At 33.9% G+C, this 18,773-nt stretch carries 19 protein-coding genes and 4 tRNA genes; 16 read left to right on the top strand and 7 right to left on the bottom strand.

Annotated features, from left to right (window positions below; all coding sequences use genetic code 11):
• Positions 1-11: 11 nt before the first annotated feature.
• A complete protein-coding gene (locus NWE55_RS15980; RefSeq protein ID WP_155092356.1) occupies positions 12-629 on the bottom strand; it encodes a hypothetical protein in 618 nt (205 codons plus the stop codon).
• A 100-nt stretch (positions 630-729) separates the two neighbouring features.
• Here NWE55_RS15980 and NWE55_RS15975 point away from each other — a divergent pair, with 100 nt between their 5' ends.
• Positions 730-1,581 carry an alpha/beta hydrolase family protein gene (locus NWE55_RS15975; RefSeq protein ID WP_155092357.1) on the top strand — a complete coding sequence of 284 codons (852 nt, stop codon included), beginning with the start codon at positions 730-732 and terminating at the stop codon, positions 1,579-1,581.
• A gap of 145 nt (positions 1,582-1,726) precedes the next feature.
• Here the strand turns inward: NWE55_RS15975 and NWE55_RS15970 are convergent, their stop codons facing one another.
• From NWE55_RS15970 to NWE55_RS15960, 3 genes are read right to left on the bottom strand one after another with little or no spacing between them, the layout of a single operon-like run.
• Positions 1,727-2,767: a COX15/CtaA family protein gene (locus tag NWE55_RS15970; RefSeq protein ID WP_155092358.1), complete on the bottom strand. Its 1,041-nt coding sequence runs from the start codon at positions 2,765-2,767 to the stop codon at positions 1,727-1,729.
• 12 nt (positions 2,768-2,779) lie between these two features.
• Positions 2,780-4,216: a CCA tRNA nucleotidyltransferase gene (locus NWE55_RS15965; protein WP_155092359.1), complete on the bottom strand. Its 1,437-nt coding sequence runs from the start codon at positions 4,214-4,216 to the stop codon at positions 2,780-2,782.
• Positions 4,217-4,237: 21 nt separating this feature from the next.
• A complete protein-coding gene (locus NWE55_RS15960) occupies positions 4,238-4,810 on the bottom strand; it encodes an L-threonylcarbamoyladenylate synthase (RefSeq protein ID WP_155092360.1) in 573 nt (190 codons plus the stop codon).
• A 203-nt stretch (positions 4,811-5,013) separates the two neighbouring features.
• Here NWE55_RS15960 and NWE55_RS15955 point away from each other — a divergent pair, with 203 nt between their 5' ends.
• From NWE55_RS15955 to NWE55_RS15925, 7 genes are all read left to right on the top strand, one after another.
• Positions 5,014-5,457 carry a PaaI family thioesterase gene (locus NWE55_RS15955; RefSeq protein WP_155092361.1) on the top strand — a complete coding sequence of 148 codons (444 nt, stop codon included), beginning with the start codon at positions 5,014-5,016 and terminating at the stop codon, positions 5,455-5,457.
• Between the two features lie 2 nt (positions 5,458-5,459).
• Positions 5,460-6,521 (top strand): chorismate-binding protein, encoded by a 1,062-nt coding sequence (locus NWE55_RS15950; protein WP_155092362.1) that lies wholly within the window; start codon positions 5,460-5,462, stop codon positions 6,519-6,521.
• 93 nt (positions 6,522-6,614) lie between these two features.
• The gene (gene bshB1, locus NWE55_RS15945; RefSeq protein WP_155092368.1) at positions 6,615-7,331 is read left to right on the top strand and encodes a bacillithiol biosynthesis deacetylase BshB1; all 717 of its coding nucleotides are present in this window, start codon (positions 6,615-6,617) and stop codon (positions 7,329-7,331) included.
• A gap of 67 nt (positions 7,332-7,398) precedes the next feature.
• Positions 7,399-7,472 (top strand) — tRNA-His (locus NWE55_RS15940).
• A 43-nt stretch (positions 7,473-7,515) separates the two neighbouring features.
• Positions 7,516-7,589, top strand: a tRNA-His gene (locus NWE55_RS15935).
• Positions 7,590-7,632: 43 nt separating this feature from the next.
• A tRNA-His gene (locus NWE55_RS15930) sits at positions 7,633-7,706 on the top strand.
• Positions 7,707-7,749: 43 nt separating this feature from the next.
• Positions 7,750-7,823 (top strand) — tRNA-His (locus tag NWE55_RS15925).
• A 338-nt stretch (positions 7,824-8,161) separates the two neighbouring features.
• Here NWE55_RS15925 and NWE55_RS15920 read toward each other — a convergent pair.
• Complete coding sequence (locus NWE55_RS15920) at positions 8,162-9,205, bottom strand: M28 family metallopeptidase (protein WP_155092363.1); 1,044 nt, start codon at positions 9,203-9,205, stop codon at positions 8,162-8,164.
• A 105-nt stretch (positions 9,206-9,310) separates the two neighbouring features.
• On the opposite strand from NWE55_RS15920, the gene NWE55_RS15915 reads away from it, so the two are divergent.
• The 4 genes from NWE55_RS15915 (at position 9,311) to NWE55_RS15900 (ending at position 14,273) form a co-directional block, all read left to right on the top strand.
• Positions 9,311-10,120, top strand: coding sequence for an SDR family oxidoreductase (locus NWE55_RS15915; protein ID WP_258204414.1), 810 nt, complete (start codon positions 9,311-9,313; stop codon positions 10,118-10,120).
• Between the two features lie 84 nt (positions 10,121-10,204).
• On the top strand, positions 10,205-10,861 hold the full coding sequence (gene fsa / locus NWE55_RS15910) for a fructose-6-phosphate aldolase (RefSeq protein ID WP_155092365.1): 657 nt from the start codon (positions 10,205-10,207) through the stop codon (positions 10,859-10,861).
• A 171-nt stretch (positions 10,862-11,032) separates the two neighbouring features.
• A complete protein-coding gene (locus tag NWE55_RS15905; RefSeq protein ID WP_258204053.1) occupies positions 11,033-12,649 on the top strand; it encodes an IS1182 family transposase in 1,617 nt (538 codons plus the stop codon).
• Positions 12,650-12,872: 223 nt separating this feature from the next.
• The gene (locus NWE55_RS15900; protein ID WP_155092366.1) at positions 12,873-14,273 is read left to right on the top strand and encodes a serine hydrolase; all 1,401 of its coding nucleotides are present in this window, start codon (positions 12,873-12,875) and stop codon (positions 14,271-14,273) included.
• A 63-nt stretch (positions 14,274-14,336) separates the two neighbouring features.
• Here the strand turns inward: NWE55_RS15900 and NWE55_RS15895 are convergent, their stop codons facing one another.
• Complete coding sequence (locus tag NWE55_RS15895) at positions 14,337-14,432, bottom strand: 30S ribosomal protein THX (protein WP_155092870.1); 96 nt, start codon at positions 14,430-14,432, stop codon at positions 14,337-14,339.
• Between the two features lie 315 nt (positions 14,433-14,747).
• On the opposite strand from NWE55_RS15895, the gene bcp reads away from it, so the two are divergent.
• The 4 genes from bcp (at position 14,748) to NWE55_RS15875 (ending at position 17,945) form a co-directional block, all read left to right on the top strand.
• The gene (bcp, locus tag NWE55_RS15890) at positions 14,748-15,209 is read left to right on the top strand and encodes a thioredoxin-dependent thiol peroxidase (RefSeq protein ID WP_155092871.1); all 462 of its coding nucleotides are present in this window, start codon (positions 14,748-14,750) and stop codon (positions 15,207-15,209) included.
• 109 nt (positions 15,210-15,318) lie between these two features.
• The gene (locus NWE55_RS15885) at positions 15,319-16,314 is read left to right on the top strand and encodes a DUF2157 domain-containing protein (protein ID WP_160340049.1); all 996 of its coding nucleotides are present in this window, start codon (positions 15,319-15,321) and stop codon (positions 16,312-16,314) included.
• Positions 16,301-17,383, top strand: a complete 1,083-nt coding sequence (locus NWE55_RS15880) for a DUF4401 domain-containing protein (RefSeq protein WP_258204413.1) — start codon at positions 16,301-16,303, stop codon at positions 17,381-17,383. The genes NWE55_RS15885 and NWE55_RS15880 overlap by 14 nt, the downstream gene beginning before the upstream one ends.
• On the top strand, positions 17,370-17,945 hold the full coding sequence (locus NWE55_RS15875; RefSeq protein ID WP_160340051.1) for a GDYXXLXY domain-containing protein: 576 nt from the start codon (positions 17,370-17,372) through the stop codon (positions 17,943-17,945). The genes NWE55_RS15880 and NWE55_RS15875 overlap by 14 nt, the downstream gene beginning before the upstream one ends.
• Positions 17,946-18,002: 57 nt before the next feature.
• On the opposite strand, the gene NWE55_RS15870 is transcribed toward NWE55_RS15875, so the two are convergent.
• Positions 18,003-18,767 carry a class I SAM-dependent methyltransferase gene (locus NWE55_RS15870; protein ID WP_155092875.1) on the bottom strand — a complete coding sequence of 255 codons (765 nt, stop codon included), beginning with the start codon at positions 18,765-18,767 and terminating at the stop codon, positions 18,003-18,005.
• Positions 18,768-18,773 lie beyond the last annotated feature (6 nt).

Genomic DNA, 18,773 nt, shown 5'->3' with positions numbered 1-18,773 from the left:
TATCACTTTACTTATTTGGTTTTCTGTGGAGCTATTGCTTCTGTAGGTTCACTATGTTGTTGCATCATTTTCATAAATTCTTCGCGTTGCCTTTGCATATCTTCTTGCATCGATTGCATCATCTCCATGATATCACTTGTAAAGAAACTGTCTTGTTCTCCTGCATGGCTATTGCCAAACATGGAACTTTGCATACCGAAATTACTTTGGTTGCTAAACATGGGGTTATTTGGAGTTGAAATTTCTAAGTATTTATCTCCTTTGTCGTTCTCGTGAATTGTTATCGAATAAGGACTTATCCCCATGGAGTTATACTCTGACTTTTGTTGAGAAGACCCTCTTTCGTCAATAAATTTTGTCGTAATACCGATGATCTCACCTTTGTCATTTCTCTTGATGTTCGAAAAGTTTAAGGTAGCTACTTTTTCATCGTTGACTTCTTTTTTTATCAACTCTAAATCAGTATCTTTAGTTTCCTTAGTAATTTTGTACTCATAGGTAGTGCTTTTTACCTTGAAGTCATTCTTTTTCTCTTGTGCATGGCTAAAGTCAATTCCTGCAGAGATCAATAAAAACGTTAGCATTAGAATACTACTTGTGAATTTCATGCGTTTAGTTACTTTTTTCATTGTAAATATGTTTTTATTATAAGTTGATTGTTGCTAAGTTAGTTTTTATAGTTTTAAAATAGATATAAATTATTACTATCAAATGTTAAAATGATGTGTTATGAAAGGTGAATTATTTAAAAAGACAGTTGTATTAAAGAGCTCAAATAATAGAGATATATTGTCGGATATTACCCGTCCAGCAAATGATAAAGTATTGCCTTTGGTGATATTCTGTCATGGATATAAAGGTTTTAAAGATTGGGGAGCTTGGGATTTAGCGATGGATTATATTGCAGAGAAGGGATGCTGTGTAGTGAAGTTTAATTTTTGTATGAATGGTACTACGGTTGACAAGCCTACGGAGTTTGAGGATTTAGAAGCTTTCGGACATAGCACTTATAGCCAAGAACAAAACGATTTGACTACTGTAATCGATTATTATAAAACACTTGATGGGATAGATGCGAGTAATATTTATTTGATTGGGCATAGCCGTGGAGGTGGCGCAGTCATTCTTCAAGGATATTTTAATTCTGATGTAAAGGGAGTTATTACTTGGGCAGGTGTTTCTGATTTTAGAAAGCGCTTTCCACATCACGATCGCTTTGATCAATGGAAAGAACAAGGGGTATTCTATGTAATCAACGGAAGGACAAATCAGAAGATGCCACATTACTTTACTTTTTGGGAGGATTACGAGCAAAATGAAGAACAACTTAATGTACAAGTCGCAGCTCAACATTTGAATAAGCCAACGTTGATTGTACAGGGGACTGAGGATGAGGCTGTGCCGTTAAAAGAAGCTCAATTACTTCATCAGTGGATTTCGAACTCTCTACTCAATATTGTAGATGGTGCTAATCACGTCTTTGGGGCAAAACACCCTTATGAGGATAAAGAGTTGCCATTGCATCTCAAACAAGTAGCGGAGGCAACAGCCACGTTTATATTGGACAATGAAAAGCAATAAGTTTTTTAGGTCAGATATTCCTTTGAGGTTGTGGTAATATCCTGTTTTGAATACAAGACAATTTAATTGAGAAAATAGAATAAAAAAAGCGAAACAAGAATTTGACGTTTTCTTGTTTCGCTTTTTTATGTATTTAATTTCTTTTTTAGTCTTCCGAACTTCTACCGCAGTAGTAACATTTTCTTGCTTCGAGAATTAATTTGAATTGTACTCCAAATAGTATAGAAGCCAGTACTAAGTGCGCTGTTTGTGATCCAAATGGGAAGTGAAGATAATTCATCAAAACCCCCGTAAATACTTCTAAGATTAGCAAAATCATAACCCATTTCATTTTGTCAAATCCAAGGTTGTATTTTCTATTGGTGTAGAACAAATAGATGTTTACAGCTAAAATTAAAAAGGAGAAACTACGGTGTATGTAGAACTCAATATTTGGCATATTTAACCATAAATGTTCATTGCCAATTCCCGCTTGTATCTTTTCATCTATAAACTCTCTTACTTGAGTACCTAATACAGTTTGTACTAATGTAAAGATTAAGGATACAATAAGTATGGTTTTGAAACTGCTGTGGTATTTTCTAATTTCTTCATTTCTACATCTACATGCGTGTATGATACTGATAATAATCGCTACGATAACTAACGCCATTACCATGTGAACTGTAATCTTAATTGGGTTTAGTACGGAATAAACAACAACTGCACCTAACCACGCTTGAAATACCATTAAAGCAACAACTAACCACGAGGCAAGTGTAATGGATTTTCGCTCTTTCCAATATGAAAACGAGGCAATAGCCATTGCCAAACAAGCTAATCCTGCCAAAGCACCACATAACCTATTGATGTATTCGGTCCAAGTGTGATTTGGATTAAACTCAGCATAATCGTGCTTAGTATATTTTTCCCAGTGAACCTCGTTATACTCAGATGTTGTTGTAAAATCCTCTTTTGCTTTCCATAAACTATCGTCATGAATAATCATTTGTCCTTTTTCATATTGACGATCTGGTTGCCATTGCAATACTTCAACATCAGTAGGAGGGATGTAGTATCCGAAACATTTAGGCCAGTCTGGACAACCCATTCCTGAACCTGTCATCCTTACCGCTGCACCAGCAAATATCACTAAATACACTAATATTAGTGAAGCTTTAGCAAAGGGTAAAAAATAATTTTTCATATATATTGTCTATTATTTATTGACTATTTCTAATCCCATTTTTTTAGCTTTTTCAAGCATAAAATGGTAAGCAGCTTCATATTCATTTGGTATAACACCTTCTAAAATAGCTTCTTTGATTGATTCTTTGATTGAACCAATTTCTCTGCAAGGTTTTAAACCAAATATATCCATAATTTCTTCACCTGTAATAGGAGGTTGGAAATTGCGAACATGATCTCTTTCTTCTACTTCAACAATTTTTTGTCTAACAACTTTGAAATTATTGTGGTATTTCTTGAATTTATTTGGATTCTTAGTGGTAATGTCTGCTTCACATAGCGTCATCAAATCTTCTACATTTTCCCCTGCATCAAAAACTAAACGTCGCACTGCAGAATCAGTAACTTCTTTCTGTGCTAAGACAATTGGCCTTGAGCTCATCATAACCATCTTTTGAACAAACTTCATTTTTTGATTCAATGGCATGTGTAAACGAGTGAAGATTTTCTTCACCATTTTGCCTCCTAAAAACTCGTGCCCATGAAAGGTCCAACCGTTTCTCTTTGTATATCTCTTAGTAGGAGCTTTGCCAATGTCGTGTAAAAGGGCTGCCCATCTAAGCCATAAGTCATCTGTGTTTTGACTAATGTTATCTACAACCTCTAAAGTGTGATAGAAGTTGTTTTTATGTGTGTGACCTTCAATTTCTTCTACTTGGTTTAGTGCAGTTAATTCAGGAAGAATCAAGTCTAATAACCCTGTTTTATACAATAAAAGAAATCCTTTAGAAGGAGTTGTTGTCAATAGTATTTTGTTCAACTCCTCGACGATTCTCTCTCCTGAAATAATATCTAAACGCTTGTGATTTCGAGTAATTGACTCAAAGGAATCTTCGTGAATAAAGAAATCTAACTGAGCAGCAAAACGCACTGCTCGCATCATGCGCAACGGATCGTCAGAATAGGTAATATCTGGATCTAAAGGAGTGCGTATAATTTTGTTATTCAAATCACTAACGCCGTTAAAGGGATCTAACAATTCGCCGTAGTTTGCTTTGTTTAAAGATAAAGCCAAGGCGTTAATTGTAAAATCACGTCTGTTCTGATCATCTTGTAGTGTGCCATCTTCTACTACAGGCTTTCTACTGTCAAAGTGATAAGATTCTTTTCGTGCACCAACAAATTCGATATCCATATCATCAAAGCGCAACATGGCTGTGCCATAGTTTTTAAACACTTGAACTTTGGGTTGATTAGGCAATAATTTAGAAACTTCCAAAGCAAGTTCAATACCACTGCCAACAGCAACAATATCAATGTCTTTCTTAGTGTTTCTTTGAAGTAAGAAGTCTCGAACGTAACCGCCAATCACATAACTGTCAACTTTTAGGTTTTCAGCTGCTTTTGATACGTAATCAAATATAGGATTTGTTAAGGCTTCTTTATATATTGGAGTTTTAGTATTCATAATGATAAAAGGACAATACCGTTATTTTCTAAGTATTGTCACTTGACTATTTGCTGTTAGTTTTATTACAGTTGATGGTTTAACAGGTTTGATTTCTGTTTGTCTTAGATTCACAACATAATCTACCCCGTCAATAATTTCCTTTGATATTTCCTTGAAATTTTGAGGAGAAGGCTGTCCGCTTATATTAGCAGAAGTTGAAACCAAAGGCGATTTCATTCGCTCAATTAATTTAAAACAAAAAGGCTCCGTAACAATTCGAACGCCTAAAGCGTTGTCAGAGGAAATAATCTCTTTAGCAACATATCTTGGATTGTCAAGAACAAGTGTTGTTGGCTTGTCGCTATAATCAAGGATATCCCAAGCAACTTCGGGAATTTCGTTAAAAACCCTATGTAGAAGTCTGTCTCCATTGACAAGAACAATCATGCTTTTGGATTCAGCTCTTTGTTTTAAACTGTAAATTTTCTTTACAGCTTCTGGATTATTTGCGTCACAACCTATTCCCCATACAGTATCTGTAGGGTATAAAATGATACCACCATTTTTGATTATTTCGTATGCTTTGTGCACTTCTGCCTGGATATCTTCCATTGTGTTTAAAAAAAGTTGTAGTTTGTGTGTATGTTTTTGTGGGGCAAAATTACTAAAAAATAAGAAATTGAACGTTGATTAAAGTCAGGAAACTTGGAGATATAGGAAAAAGAGTGATAATTATATTTTTTTTAAGAATTGAAGGGGAAATTTACTTTAATTTTAAGAGCACTAAGCCACATAGGTTTTAAATTTGTAAGATTATGAGCAATAATATAAGAAAGAACTTTGATAAGGAGGCTATTTTAGAAATGTATGCTAAAGTCTCTAAGAATACCCTGATGGAAACATTGGGAATAAAATACGTTGATGCAGGCCCAGAATACCTTGTAGCAACTATGCCAGTTAAACCTGAAGTGCATCAACCCATGGGATTGTTGCATGGTGGTGCCTCAGTGGCCTTGGCAGAAAGCTTAGGGAGTGGGGCTTCTCTTATGTTGATAGATCCAGAAACGCAGGAAATCAGAGGTATTGAAATCTCTGCTAATCACGTAAAAAGTAAGAGAGCTGGTTTAGTGACAGGAACAGCTAAGTTGATTCATAGAGGTCGTATGTTGCATTTATGGGAAATTCGCATAACAGATGAAAATGGGGAGTTAATTTCACTCTGTAAAATAACTAATATTGTAATAGATAGAAGAAAGTAAGTATGTATTTGTATAAATGTTTACTTAAGCAATTTGAAGAAAAAAGACCATTTGTAGTATATAGAAAGCCTAATGCAGATCAAATGGTGGGGCTTTTTCAAAAAACGCGAGAGCTACACCTTATTGAGAATTTTGATGAAGTGGGATTTGTTTTAGCTCCTTTTGCACAAGGAAAGCGATTTTATATTCCTTTATCTGAATCAGCTATTATTGTAGAGCAAGCGCCACAAGGGAAATTGGATTTAGAGGACGTTGAATTAAATTACAATGATGCGATTGCTAAAGAGAATTTTGAAGATTTGGTGAAGCGATGTGTGTCGGCAATTAAGCAGAATGTTTTTGGAAAAGTAGTGCCATCCAGAAAAGAGAGTATCCAAGTAGACGTTCAAGGTGATTTGGAAGGGCTGTTTAATAGATTGTGCTTATCATATCCTACGGCTTTTTGTTATGTGATTTATCATCCAGAAATAGGGATGTGGGCAGGTGCAACACCCGAATCACTATTAAAAGTAAAGGATGGAGTATTAGAGACCATGGCATTAGCAGGAACCCAAGTAAATAATGGGCAACAAGATGTGGTATGGGAGCAAAAAGAGAAGGAAGAACAGCAGTTTGTGACTGATTTTATAGTGGAAAGTTTAAATCCATTAGCTAACAAGATAACAGTTTCTGAACCATTTACTAAAAGAGCTGCACGCGTTATGCATATATGCACAAGTGTGGTAGCAGAACTTAAAGAAAATAACGTTAAAGTTATTGTAGATGCATTGCATCCCACGCCAGCGGTATGTGGTATGCCAAAAGCGAAGGCCAGAGAGTTTTTGATTAATGAAGAAGGCTATGAGCGTAAATACTATGCAGGATATATAGGTGAACTAAACTGTAATGTGATTGAACAAACGGTAGAAGAGACTGATTTATACGTTAATCTACGCTGCATGGAAGTGGAATGTGACAAAGTGAGCTTATACATTGGGTGTGGGGTGACTAAAGATAGTGATCCTACGTCGGAGTTTATCGAAACTGTGAATAAGTCTTCGACGATGAAAAAGGTTTTAAAATAATTAGTATTAATATTAAAAGGAATTTGTATCTGAATTACTCTTGTTTTTTTTAACAGTTAGTAAGAATGATTAAGAGTTCACAACAAAGGAATGATGAAATTAGATATCTTAGCTTTTGGAGCACATCCAGATGATGTGGAACTTGGATGTGGAGCAACAATTGCCAAAGAAGTGTCATTGGGGAAAACTGTGGGAATAGTTGATTTAACCAGAGGAGAGCTTGGAACTCGTGGCACAGCTGAAACACGTAAAGCAGAAGCAGAAGAAGCAGCAAGAATACTTGGTGTGTCTGCACGTGAGAATTTGGGTTTTAGAGATGGCTTTTTTGTCAATGATGAAAAACACCAACTGGAAATAATAAGAATGATACGCAAGTATAAGCCAGAGATTGTCTTGTGTAATGCTATAGACGATAGGCATATTGACCACGGAAAAGGAAGTAAGCTTGTTTCTGATGCTTGTTTTTTATCTGGATTGATGAAGATTCAGACAGAGTTAGACGGAGTTAGTCAAGAAGCATGGAGGCCAAAACTGGTTTATCACTATATTCAATGGAAGAATATTGAGCCAGATTTTGTTGTAGATGTAGAAGGTTTTATGGAGCAAAAATTAGCTTCAGTTTTGGCTTATGGGACGCAATTTTACGATCCAAAATCGAGTGAACCGAAAACGCCAATAACATCAAAAAACTTTTTGGATAGCATAACGTATCGCGCGCAGGATCTAGGAAGGTTGGTTAATAAAGAATTCGCAGAAGGATTTACTGTTGAAAGGTATTTAGCAGTCAGCAGTTTAGATAAATTGATGTAATTTTTTTCTAAAAAAGCTTGCGAGGTATAGAAAAATAGGTACCTTTGCAACCGTTAAACAAAACACGGTGGTTGTAGCTCAGTTGGTTAGAGCGTCGGATTGTGGTTCCGAAGGTCGTGGGTTCGAGACCCATCATCCACCCAAAAACTTTGGGATTTAGTTTTAAAATAAAATTCATGACACGGTGGTTGTAGCTCAGTTGGTTAGAGCGTCGGATTGTGGTTCCGAAGGTCGTGGGTTCGAGACCCATCATCCACCCAAAAACTTTGGGATTTAGTTTTAAAATAAAATTCATGACACGGTGGTTGTAGCTCAGTTGGTTAGAGCGTCGGATTGTGGTTCCGAAGGTCGTGGGTTCGAGACCCATCATCCACCCAAAAACTTTGGGATTTAGTTTTAAAATAAAATTCATGACACGGTGGTTGTAGCTCAGTTGGTTAGAGCGTCGGATTGTGGTTCCGAAGGTCGTGGGTTCGAAACCCATCATCCACCCAAAAGGAAAAGGCTATTCTATTTAGAATGGCCTTTTTTTGTCAGTATATGTTAGAATGTTTTATCTAATTATAAATATTAGTATATAGGTAATTGCTAAGCATTTGATAGATAGGAATGAAAAAGAATCTAAAGTAATCCTTCGATTGATAAAACTTAGCACAAGAGCAATGGGAAGTACATATAAGGCATAGTACATTGGAGTAAATAAATTATTATAAATCCAAGCAAAGGCAGTATAGCTTTCTATATTATAGGCATACCCAGCTCTTATAAGCCATAATATAAGATTTGTCATGCACAAGATAAATAATGAGATATCAATTATTTTGGCTCTTTTAGTTCTTTTTTTCTGTAAGTTGGGGTCTGTGTTCTCCATTTGCTAATTTCCAAGCTGTTGTAAAGATTAATTGAGTTCTCTTTGTAAGTAAAGGTAGATCTATTTTATCAAAAGTATCTGAAGGTAAATGGTAGTCATCATGAGTGCCATTGTAATAAAATACTGCCGGAATACCTTTTTGGGCAAAACTATAATGATCAGATCGATAATAAATTTGTTGTGGATCATTTTCATCGTCAAATTTATAATCAATTGTAAGGTTGATTGATTCTTTATTTGCTGAACTTACAACATCATAAAGATCTTTGCTCAATTTTCCTGAACCAACTGCAAAAATATAATCACCTTTGCCAGAGTGCTCTTTACTTCGGCGTCCTATCATATCAATATTAAGGTTAGCAATGGTGTTTTCAATTGGAAATATAGGATTCTGAACATAGTACTTTGAACCAAAAAGTCCAAATTCTTCCCCTGTAAGGTGGATAAACAATACAGATCGCTTGGGTTGAATCCCTTGTTCTTTTAATTGTTGAAATACTCTTGCTATCTCCATAATAGATGCAGTTCCAGAACCATTGTCATCAGCTCCGTAATATATTTGATCTAATAGTATTCCCATATGGTCATAATGAGCAGAAATAATCAAAACTTCCTCTGGTTTTTCTGTTCCTTCAAAATAGGCTAGTATATTCTCACTGTCTTGTAGTTTCATCATTGAAGGTTTCATAAATGAAGAGGGAATACTCTGTAGATAGCCATCCATTTCTTTTGGTGGTGCAATTCCCCTTTTCTTGTAGAAGTTGACAATGAATTCAGTTGCTTTTTTCTGACCAGGCTCGCCAGTACGTCTACCTTGAAATTCATCAGAAGCAAGCTTTTTTAAGTTTGTTGCAATCGAATCTTGGTTAATTAGCGCGTAATATTGATATGGTACTACAGTAGTGTTGTTTAAAATACTATTATCTAAATTTTGCTGTACGCCTTTACAAGAATTTAGCAAGAGTACAGCAAACAAACCAAGTAATAATGTGTTTTTAATCATGTGGAACTAATTAGTTTTGTGTAAATATAGCAACTTATCAAATTATAGTGTATTCTTTATTATTGTTATCGATAGTATTATATTTGTTTAAATAAGAAAAGTAAAATGAGTAAAGTAGTTTTTATCACTGGAGGATCTTCTGGTATAGGCAAATGTGTAGGAGAGTATTTAACTCTAAAGGGATTTAAAGTTTATGGAACAAGTCGCAATCCAGAGAGGGTCGTAGGATCTAAATTTCCATTAGTTCAGCTCGATGTAAGAGATAAAGTAACTATTGTAAGTGCTATAGCTGAAGTAGTAGCAAAAGAAGGGAGAATCGACATCTTAATCAACAATGCAGGTGTAGGAATTACTGGTCCTATTGAAGAAATTCCTACAGATGAGATAATTAATAATTTTCAAACTAACGTTTTTGGTCCAATTGAAGTTATCAAAGCAGCATTACCTACGATGCGAAATCAGAAAGGTGGTTTAATTATTAATGTTACTTCTATTGCAGGATATATGGGATTGCCTTTTAGAGGTATTTATTCATCTTCAAAAAGCGCTTTAGAGATGATAACAGAGGCTTTGCGCATGGAACTGAAACCTTTCAAAATAGAAGTTACAAATGTAGCTCCTGGAGATTTTGCCACTAATATTGCTGCAGGAAGATATCATGCTCCAGTGTTACAAGACTCTCCGTATAAAGATGTTTATCAAATGTCTTTAGACATGGCAAATACACATGTGGATAGTGGTAATAATCCAATGGAAATGGCTGAAGCTATTTTTAAAATAATCAATACTAAAAAACCTAAAGTTAGGTATAAAGTTGGGGAGAAGTTGCAAAAGTTTTCTTTATTCTTAAAGAAGGTTCTACCGAGTAAAACTTATGAGAAATTGCTAATGAATCATTATAAGATAAAGAAATAAATTATGATTCAAAAATTGTGATTAACCCAGATATAAGTTGTAATTTTGGACTACAGCATAACATAATATAAGAAATATATTACTATGAAATTTTTTATTGACACAGCTAATTTAGATCAGATTAGAGAAGCTCAAGCACTTGGTGTTTTAGATGGTGTAACTACCAACCCTTCTTTAATGGCTAAAGAAGGCATTACAGGGGCTGCGAACATTATTAACCACTACAAAACAATTTGTGAAATTGTAGATGGTGATGTTAGTGCAGAAGTTATCTCGATCGATTATGATGGGATGATAAAAGAAGGTGAAGAGTTAGCAGCTTTAAATCCTCAGATTGTTGTTAAATTACCAATGACAAAAGAAGGTATAAAAGCATGTAAGTATTTTTCTTCTAAAGGTATTAAAACAAATGTAACATTAGTGTTCTCAGCAGGGCAAGCTTTATTAGCTGCTAAGGCGGGAGCTACTTATGTATCTCCATTTGTTGGACGTTTAGACGATATTTCAACTGATGGATTAATGTTAATCCAAGAAATTCGTCAAATCTATGATAACTATGGTTTTCATACTGAAATCTTAGCTGCATCAGTGCGTCACACAATGCATATTGTGAACTGTGCTAAGATTGGAGCAGACGTAATGACTGGGCCATTAAGTGCTATCGAAGGATTGTTAAAACATCCTTTGACAGATAATGGATTAGCTCAGTTCTTAGCCGATTACGCAAAAGGAAATAAATAAGATATAATAAAAATCTTATACATACATTTACAAACTACAAACGAAAGAAAGAGGCTGTCTAAAAAGCCTAAAAAACAAAACCCCGTCTAAAAAAGGCGGGGTTTTTTCATTGTTTGTCCTCAAAAATAATTATCTTCAAGGTGCAACCAAACAATAAGAAAGACAAATATAATGTTCAAATCTGAAAGTTTAAAATCGCCGAGTCTATTTCCTGAAGATATTTTTTCTAAAATTCCTCTAGACCATCCTGTTCGTCTTATCAATGCTGTTGTTGATGAGTTAGATATTAGTTCTATTTTAAGTCAATACAAAGGAGGAGGGACCACCAGTTATCATCCCCGTATGATGATAAAAGTCTTATTCTACGCCTATTTCAATAATATTTATTCATCGCGTAAGATTGAACGGGCTTTGACGGAGAACATTTATTTTATGTGGTTATCTGGTAATAGCTTGCCTGATCATCGCACGATTAATTATTTTCGCGCTAAGCGATTGAAAGGTCAAATCCATCAGCTTTTTGCAGATGTGGTTCGTCTGTTACAAGAATTACAATATGTTAGTTTACAAGTTCAATATATTGATGGAACAAAAATTGAATCTAGCTCTAACCGATACACCTTTGTATGGCGTGGTTCAGTGGAGAAAAACAAGGCTAAATTAGAAACAAAAATTCAAGATGTTCTCACAGAAATAGAGGGTCAAATCAAACAGGATCAAAGTGAACTCGCAAAAGAACACTGTTCCAAAAATATTGATAGTTTAGAGCTTAAAGAAAAAGTGACTCAGTTAAATAAACATAGGGCAGACCTACCCAAACCTACAGCTAAACAGCTCAAACAGTTAGAAGACGAGCATTTACCTCGCTTGCAAAAATACGAACAACAACTAGAAACTTTAGGTACTCGAAATAGTTATAGTAAAACAGATCCAGATGCTACTTTTATGCGAATGAAAGAAGATCACATGAAAAACGGGCAACTTAAACCTGCCTACAATACTCAAATAAGTACTGAAAATCAATTTATTACACATTATACTATTGCACAAAAATCAACTGACACCACTACCTTAATCAATCATCTAGAGACTTTTGAACAAACCTATGCACAACAAAGTAAAGAAGTTGTAGCAGATGCTGGGTATGGTAGCGAAGAGAATTATCTGTATTTACTTGAAAGAGAAATAACGCCCTATGTGAAATTTAATTATTTTCATATGGAACAGAAAAGAGCTTGGAAGAACAACCCTTTTCTACAACACAATCTTTACTACAATAAATTGTTTGATTACATCTTATGTCCAAATGGAGAAAAGCTACCTAATATTGGAAGTAGTACTAAATACACCACCACTGGTTTTGCGTCAAAAATACATCTGTATCAAGCTTCTAACTGCTTGAAATGCTCGTTAAAAGAGCTATGTAATAAAGCAGCAGAAAACAGAACAGTCTCTATGAATCATAGATTGGTTCAAATAAAACAACATATTAGAGAATTACTCAACTCTGAACGCGGTAAATATCATAGAAGTAAAAGACCTGTAGAAGTAGAAGCTGTTTTTGGACAACTAAAAAGCAACAACAAATTTACTAGGTTTACTCTAAGAGGATTAGAAATGGTCGAAATTGAATTTGGACTGATGGCTCTTGCACATAATTTAAGAAAACTTACTAAGAATAGAGAAAAATCGACTTTAAACAACAATTTTCATCCTAAAAAAGAGACTGATAAACGAAAAATGACAAATTATAAGTCTAAAACTCGTTTTAATTGCAAGAACTTTTAATCTAAGAGAAAAGTAACGTTTTATATAATACAAAAGAGGGTGACCTTTTGGGACACCCTCTTTTTTGTATGGATTCAAGTTAATGACTGGCAGTAATCTTTATATTCTATGATATGTGAGTTTCACAAAGGATATATTATTGTAAAAAAATATTGAATTATTGTTAAAAAGAATGTTATCTGTAAAATTACTAATATATTTAGAGGATAAAGTTAGATGATATATGAAGCGTATAAAGATTCTTTTCTTATTGACCTTACTGTCAATAGGTGTAGTACATGCTCAAGAGAAAGAAAAAAATGTAATAGTTGAAACCTTTGTAAAAGATTATAATTCGGAAGATTATGATGACTTTTACACGTATTTCTCTACTTCTCTAAAAGAGGAATTGCCTTTCAATCAAGCAAAGAATTTCTTTGTTGAGATGAAGGGAAAAATGGGAAATATTAAGAGTATAGAGTTCTATGGATTAGACGATAATCAATTGGCTCTTTACCGAACAGAGTTTGAGAATAAGGAAGTAGCATTATTAAACTTGGCTATCAATTCTCAGGGAGAGTTGGAGGGATTCCGCATTATTGATATGCCGGATAATAATAAGAAGGCATCTGCAATAACACAGAAAAGTAACCAAGATATTCTTTTAGAATCTGCTAAAGGTCTACCTGCGAAAGGACAGTTTGCAGTGGCTATCATTGACAACGATCAAGTGAATTACTTTGGAGTAGAAAATAAAAAGGGTAAGATAGTACTGAAAGATAATAGAGAAAATTTATTCTCAATGGCGAACTTTGCTACTATTTATACCTCAACCTTATTTGCAAAAGCAGTTAATCAAGGAAAAATAGAGTTAACACAAGATGCCAATGACTTTTATGATTTCGAATTCAATAATAAAGTTAGACTTCCATTAACTAAATTAGCCAATCATACCAGTTTTGTTCCCATGTTACCGCCTTTGGAATCTGTTAGTATTGGCGAAGATGAGTTCTTTAGTGGATATAATCAAAATCAACTCCACGAGTATTTAAAGAATCAACTCACAATAGATTCTTTAAACATGCAGTTAAAACAAAGTTTTTCTTTTTTGGGATATGCTATTTTGGGTGATGTGGTGTCAAAAGCACTCGAAAGTGACTTTAATACACTTGTTGAAGATCAAATCTTCAAACCTTACAAAATGAATAGTAGCATAGTTGATTATCAAAAGAAGAATAAAAAGATTTTAAAGGGAATTAATAGATTAGGGCAAGAGTCTACTGTAGTACCAGTAAGTATGTTTAAATATGCAACAAGTACTTATTCGAATACAGTAGATTTGGGCAAGTTTGTTCAAGCACAATTTGATCCAACAGATGAAGATTTGTCGTTGACAAGACGAGCAAGTGTCATTGTATCACCTACCTATTGGTTGTCTTCGGGTTGGAAAATAGCCTTTCCTTTTGGCAATGACACCAAGCTGTATTTTTCAAGAGCTGTAGATAGTGGATATTCAAACTATGTTGGCTTTGATCCAGTTAAAAAGAAAGGGTTAATCATATTAGCTAATAGCTCTACAGAGGAATCTTTAAAATCTTTAGATGAACTTAGCTTTCAGTTAATGATGAAGCTATTAAAGAATTAAAACAAGTGAAGTTTATAAAACAAAAGAGGATCAGATAAATTATTTACCTGATCCTCTTTTGTTTTATTTAGAGGTATCCTTTTTTTTCTTAGGTCTTCTAACCCCGTATGACTTGTTTACAATTTTCCCTCTTTTAGTTTTTAAATCTCCTTTACCCATGTTTTCAATATTTTAAAAATTAATAGATTATGTATAACACACTTTTCTCTGTGAAAAGTCTAAGTCCCTACAAGATACGCAATTTTAATGTATGGCGAAAATAAAGCGATTTATAAGTGACTTACAATAAGGTTGTTGAATACTTGTTTTAATAACCTACCTGCCAAAAATGATGTTATTTTTTAAAAGAGGTAATCTTTTTATTGTGGAGTATTCAATCTTACAAACAAATAATTGTAAGTCTATTAAAAGTTCAAAGTTGTAACTTAAATATAAATCGTCTACTTTTACTTTAAATCTTAAAATAAAGAAACAATGACTACTTTACAAATTGGAGATAAAGCACCAAGTTTTAAAGGTGTAGATCAAGCAGGAAAAACACATCAATTATCAGATTATAAAGGAAAAAAGCTTGTTGTATTCTTCTATCCAAAAGCAAGTACACCAGGCTGTACTTGGGAAGCATGTAATCTTCGAGATAATTATACAGAGTTAAAAGATAAAGGGTTTGAATTATTAGGGGTTAGTGCAGATTCAGCAGCAAGACAACAGAAGTTCATTGAGAAAAATGAATTGCCTTTTCCTCTTTTAGCTGATGAAGATAAAGCTGTCTTAAATGCCTTTGGTGTATGGGGACCAAAGAAATTCATGGGACGTACTTATGATGGAATTCATCGAACAACTTTTGTGATTGATGAAAATGGCATATTAATAGATGTGATCACAAAAGTAAAAACGAAAGATCACGCCGCACAAATTTTAGAATCTGTAAAATAATAACAAGTTACTGGTGTATTATATTACAAGATAAAACGTTATAATAAAAGATAGTGACTTTTATAGTACTATCTTTTGTTTTTTTAAGTATCATTAAATACTTGAGCTTATGAAAAAATTGTATGAAAAAAGAGTTTCAAAAGAAGATCTATACCTACTCAAGGAGCACAGTAGTGTAGAAAGTGAAGAACTGCAACATTTGGTTGAACAAGAATGTAGTGTTAGTTCAAATGAGTGGAGAACCTTTATAGAGTATTTCTTATTAACCTTGGGGAGTGGTTTATTAGTAAGTGGCATTGTGTTCTTTTTTGCCTATAATTGGAATGATATGCCAGCATTTGGCAAGTTTGCTGTTGTATTAGGATTATTAGTCGTAGCTGTTTATTGTAGTGTGACTAACCGTATGACAGAATCTACTCGAAAGGTAAGCTTAGTAATAGCATCTGTTTTAGTAGGAGTTTTGTTTGCTGTTTTCGGTCAAGTTTATCAAACTGGAGCCAATGCCTATGATTTATTCTTAGTTTGGACGATAACGATAATCCCATGGACAGTTGTTTCTAAATTCTCAGTACAGTGGTTAGGCTTAGTAGTCTTAGTAAATACTACTTTCTCTTTGTTCTTTTCTCAAGTCAGTACTGAATTGAATTTTTACATGGTGTTAAGCTTGTTTTTAAGCTTCAATATCACATTGTTTGTCCTTCCATTTTTAATCGGAAGAATGCAGGGATTTGTACCTTCAAAGTACTATACTGCGATAATGGCTTTTGTATGTACTTGTATTGCTGTTTTCTCTATTTCGGCATGGATATTCACTATTAGTTCAAACTATGATATTAATGATCTAATGGGAGAATCAATAGCAGTTATACTGAGTTGTGTATGGATAGGAGCAAGCTATTATTGGAGTGTTAAACAACGCAATATTTTGTTTTTTAGTTATTTCGGTTTAGCAGTCGTTTCTATTTTATTTATGTTGTTATTAAAGTGGTTTAAGCTTGAAATAGTTTCCCTGCTGCTCTATACAATTTACATTATTGGGGCTACCTATGGCTTAATTAAAGTAATTATGAATATGAATAAAACTTGGAAAGATGAAAGAGAATAGTCAATTCAATACAATTTTATCCTCTTTAGAAGCTAAAGGGGTTGAAATTGATCAGACTGGAATCATGCAGAAAAGAGAAGATAATTCATTGAAAACAGTTTTCATAAAGATCATATCAGTTGTAGGAGGTTTAATTGCCATGGGAACATTCTTAGGGTTTATATCTTTAGCCTTTGCCAGAGACTCTAATTTTGATATACTATTTCTGAGTTTTGGATTACTGTCAATGATTGGTTGTTATTTTATTCATAAAAGTACAGACAATGCAGTAAGAGATGGAGTTGGAATAGCCCTTTATATCAGTGGTTTTGTCCTGCTGTTAGCGGCTCTTATTCAGCACGATTTCATACCTACAAATATGTATATTGCTACAATAGTTATAGCCTCTATAAGTTTGTTTTTATATAAAAATCAGATTATAACCTTTATTGCTGCTACTGCCATAATCATAGGATGTCACGGATTACTGTTTGAGAATTTCAGCAATGATTATCTTAGTTTACTCTTACTTGTTTTGCTTTTAAGCGTAGTGTTTCTCTTTTATAAAGAGACTTTTTTAAGAAGTACAAGTTTGTGGTGGAATAACAATTACCAAGCAATCTTAGTTGCTACTTTTTGTTATTGTTTAGGCTTGAGTATCATGACATCTGTAGAGATGTTTTTACCTTACTATGGTTCCGAGAGAATGCTGTTTTCATACTCTACCAAAGTAGTGTTTATATTGATAACATTAGGTAGTTTGTACATTTTATTAGATAGGGCTTTAATACAAAATACTGTCATTAAAGGAATGTCAATCGTAATTACGGCTGTGTTTTTATATTTATTGGGAATTGATTATCCCGCTTTTATAGTTGGCTTTTTGTTTGCATTATGGTCGTATAACAACCAATTTAAAACAGGTATTGTTTTGTCTATATGCACTTTTATTTGGGCTATGGGAATGTATTATTACGACTTGAGTATTTCACTATTAGCAAAATCAATTTCTTTGATGCTTAGTGGGATTATTTTTCTTAGTGTTTATTGGGTAATTCATAAAAATTGGAAACAAGATGAGCAAGAATAGGACAAATTATGTGATATTAATCACAACAGTATTGATAGTATTATTTTTCATTCGCGCTGTGTTTGAAAAGGAGCAAACGATTAAAGAAGGACAGTTAGTCTTATTAGAATTAGCTCCTGTTGATCCAAGATCTTTAATGCAAGGGGATTATATGAGGTTGAATTACAAGATTTCTACAGGGATGAGTGATTTTCTAAATGATAGTTTATTTGTAAGTGAAACAAATGATTCACTTGGCATTACGCAGGACAGTTTTAATAAAGCTCCTATTACTTCTTACAAGGATACAAGAGGTTTTGTCCTTTTAAATATAGACGAGAAGGGGATTGGTCACCTTGTTGATTTATCATCTAAGATAAAAGAAAAAGGAGATAATCAGATTTACGTTAAGTTTTTCAATAAGACCAATTGGAATTTCAATATTGGAGCAGAAAGCTTTTTCTTTCAGGAAGGTGAAGCAGAGAAGTTTGAAAAAGCTGTTTACGGAGGCTTAAGAGTTGATGAAAAGGGAAATAGTGTATTAGTAGGGATGTACGATAAAGATTTAAAGCTAATTGAATAATTGCAATAGCATCAAAAAAAGAGGTTCAATATTGAACCTCTTTTTTTGATCTTTATTTTAGTATGCTTCAAATGTTATAGTATGAGTTTGCGAGTCAATATTTGAGGATAGTTCATAATTACTGTAAGTTTTAATTGCAGTAAAGCCAGCGTGTTTCAAAGCCAGTTCGAACTCTTTTATTCCCCAGAATCTCAAGCTAAAATAATCTAATTCACTTGATTTTAAAGAACCTTCATTTGACCAGTACTCATAACGCAATTGAGAAGTAGTTGTTTGAGTTAAAAAATTGACTTCTTCACGCGTTTCTGTCAATGTCAAAATACCATCTTTTACTTTCCAACTTCGCGCCATCATGGTAGGTTCACTTAAACAAGAAAGAGGAGATAAATCAATGATAAGTTTCCCTTTCTCGTTTAAAACCGCCTTAAATCGCTTGAGAACATCTATAGCGATATTTACATCTGTGATTAGTTGAAATGAACCTGCAGGCAATATTACAGCATCATAGCGACTGTTTAGGTTAAAGTCTTCGAAGCGCTCTTGTGCTAATTCAGGGTTTAGCTGTCTTTTTTGAACTTCAGCTTTACAATAGTCAAGCATTTCTTTTGAAGCGTCAAACCCTGATATATCAAATCCTTGTTCTAAAAGCGGGATTAATACACGACCATTTCCCGTTGCTGGTTCAAGTATTTTACCTGAAATACCTTGAAGTCTTTGACTGTAAAATTCTATATCTCCAAAAGAGCGACCGATAGGTTTATCTAAGTGATATACCCAGGAGGCAAGTGTACTATATCTATTGGTTAAATTTTGATTGTCCATATTATA

It is taken from the genome of Myroides albus (genome assembly GCF_024722315.1).
Lineage (GTDB): Bacteria > Bacteroidota > Bacteroidia > Flavobacteriales > Flavobacteriaceae > Flavobacterium > Flavobacterium album_A.
The sequence above is the reverse complement of the archived record's forward strand: the minus strand, read 5'-3'. Positions and strand labels throughout refer to the sequence as shown.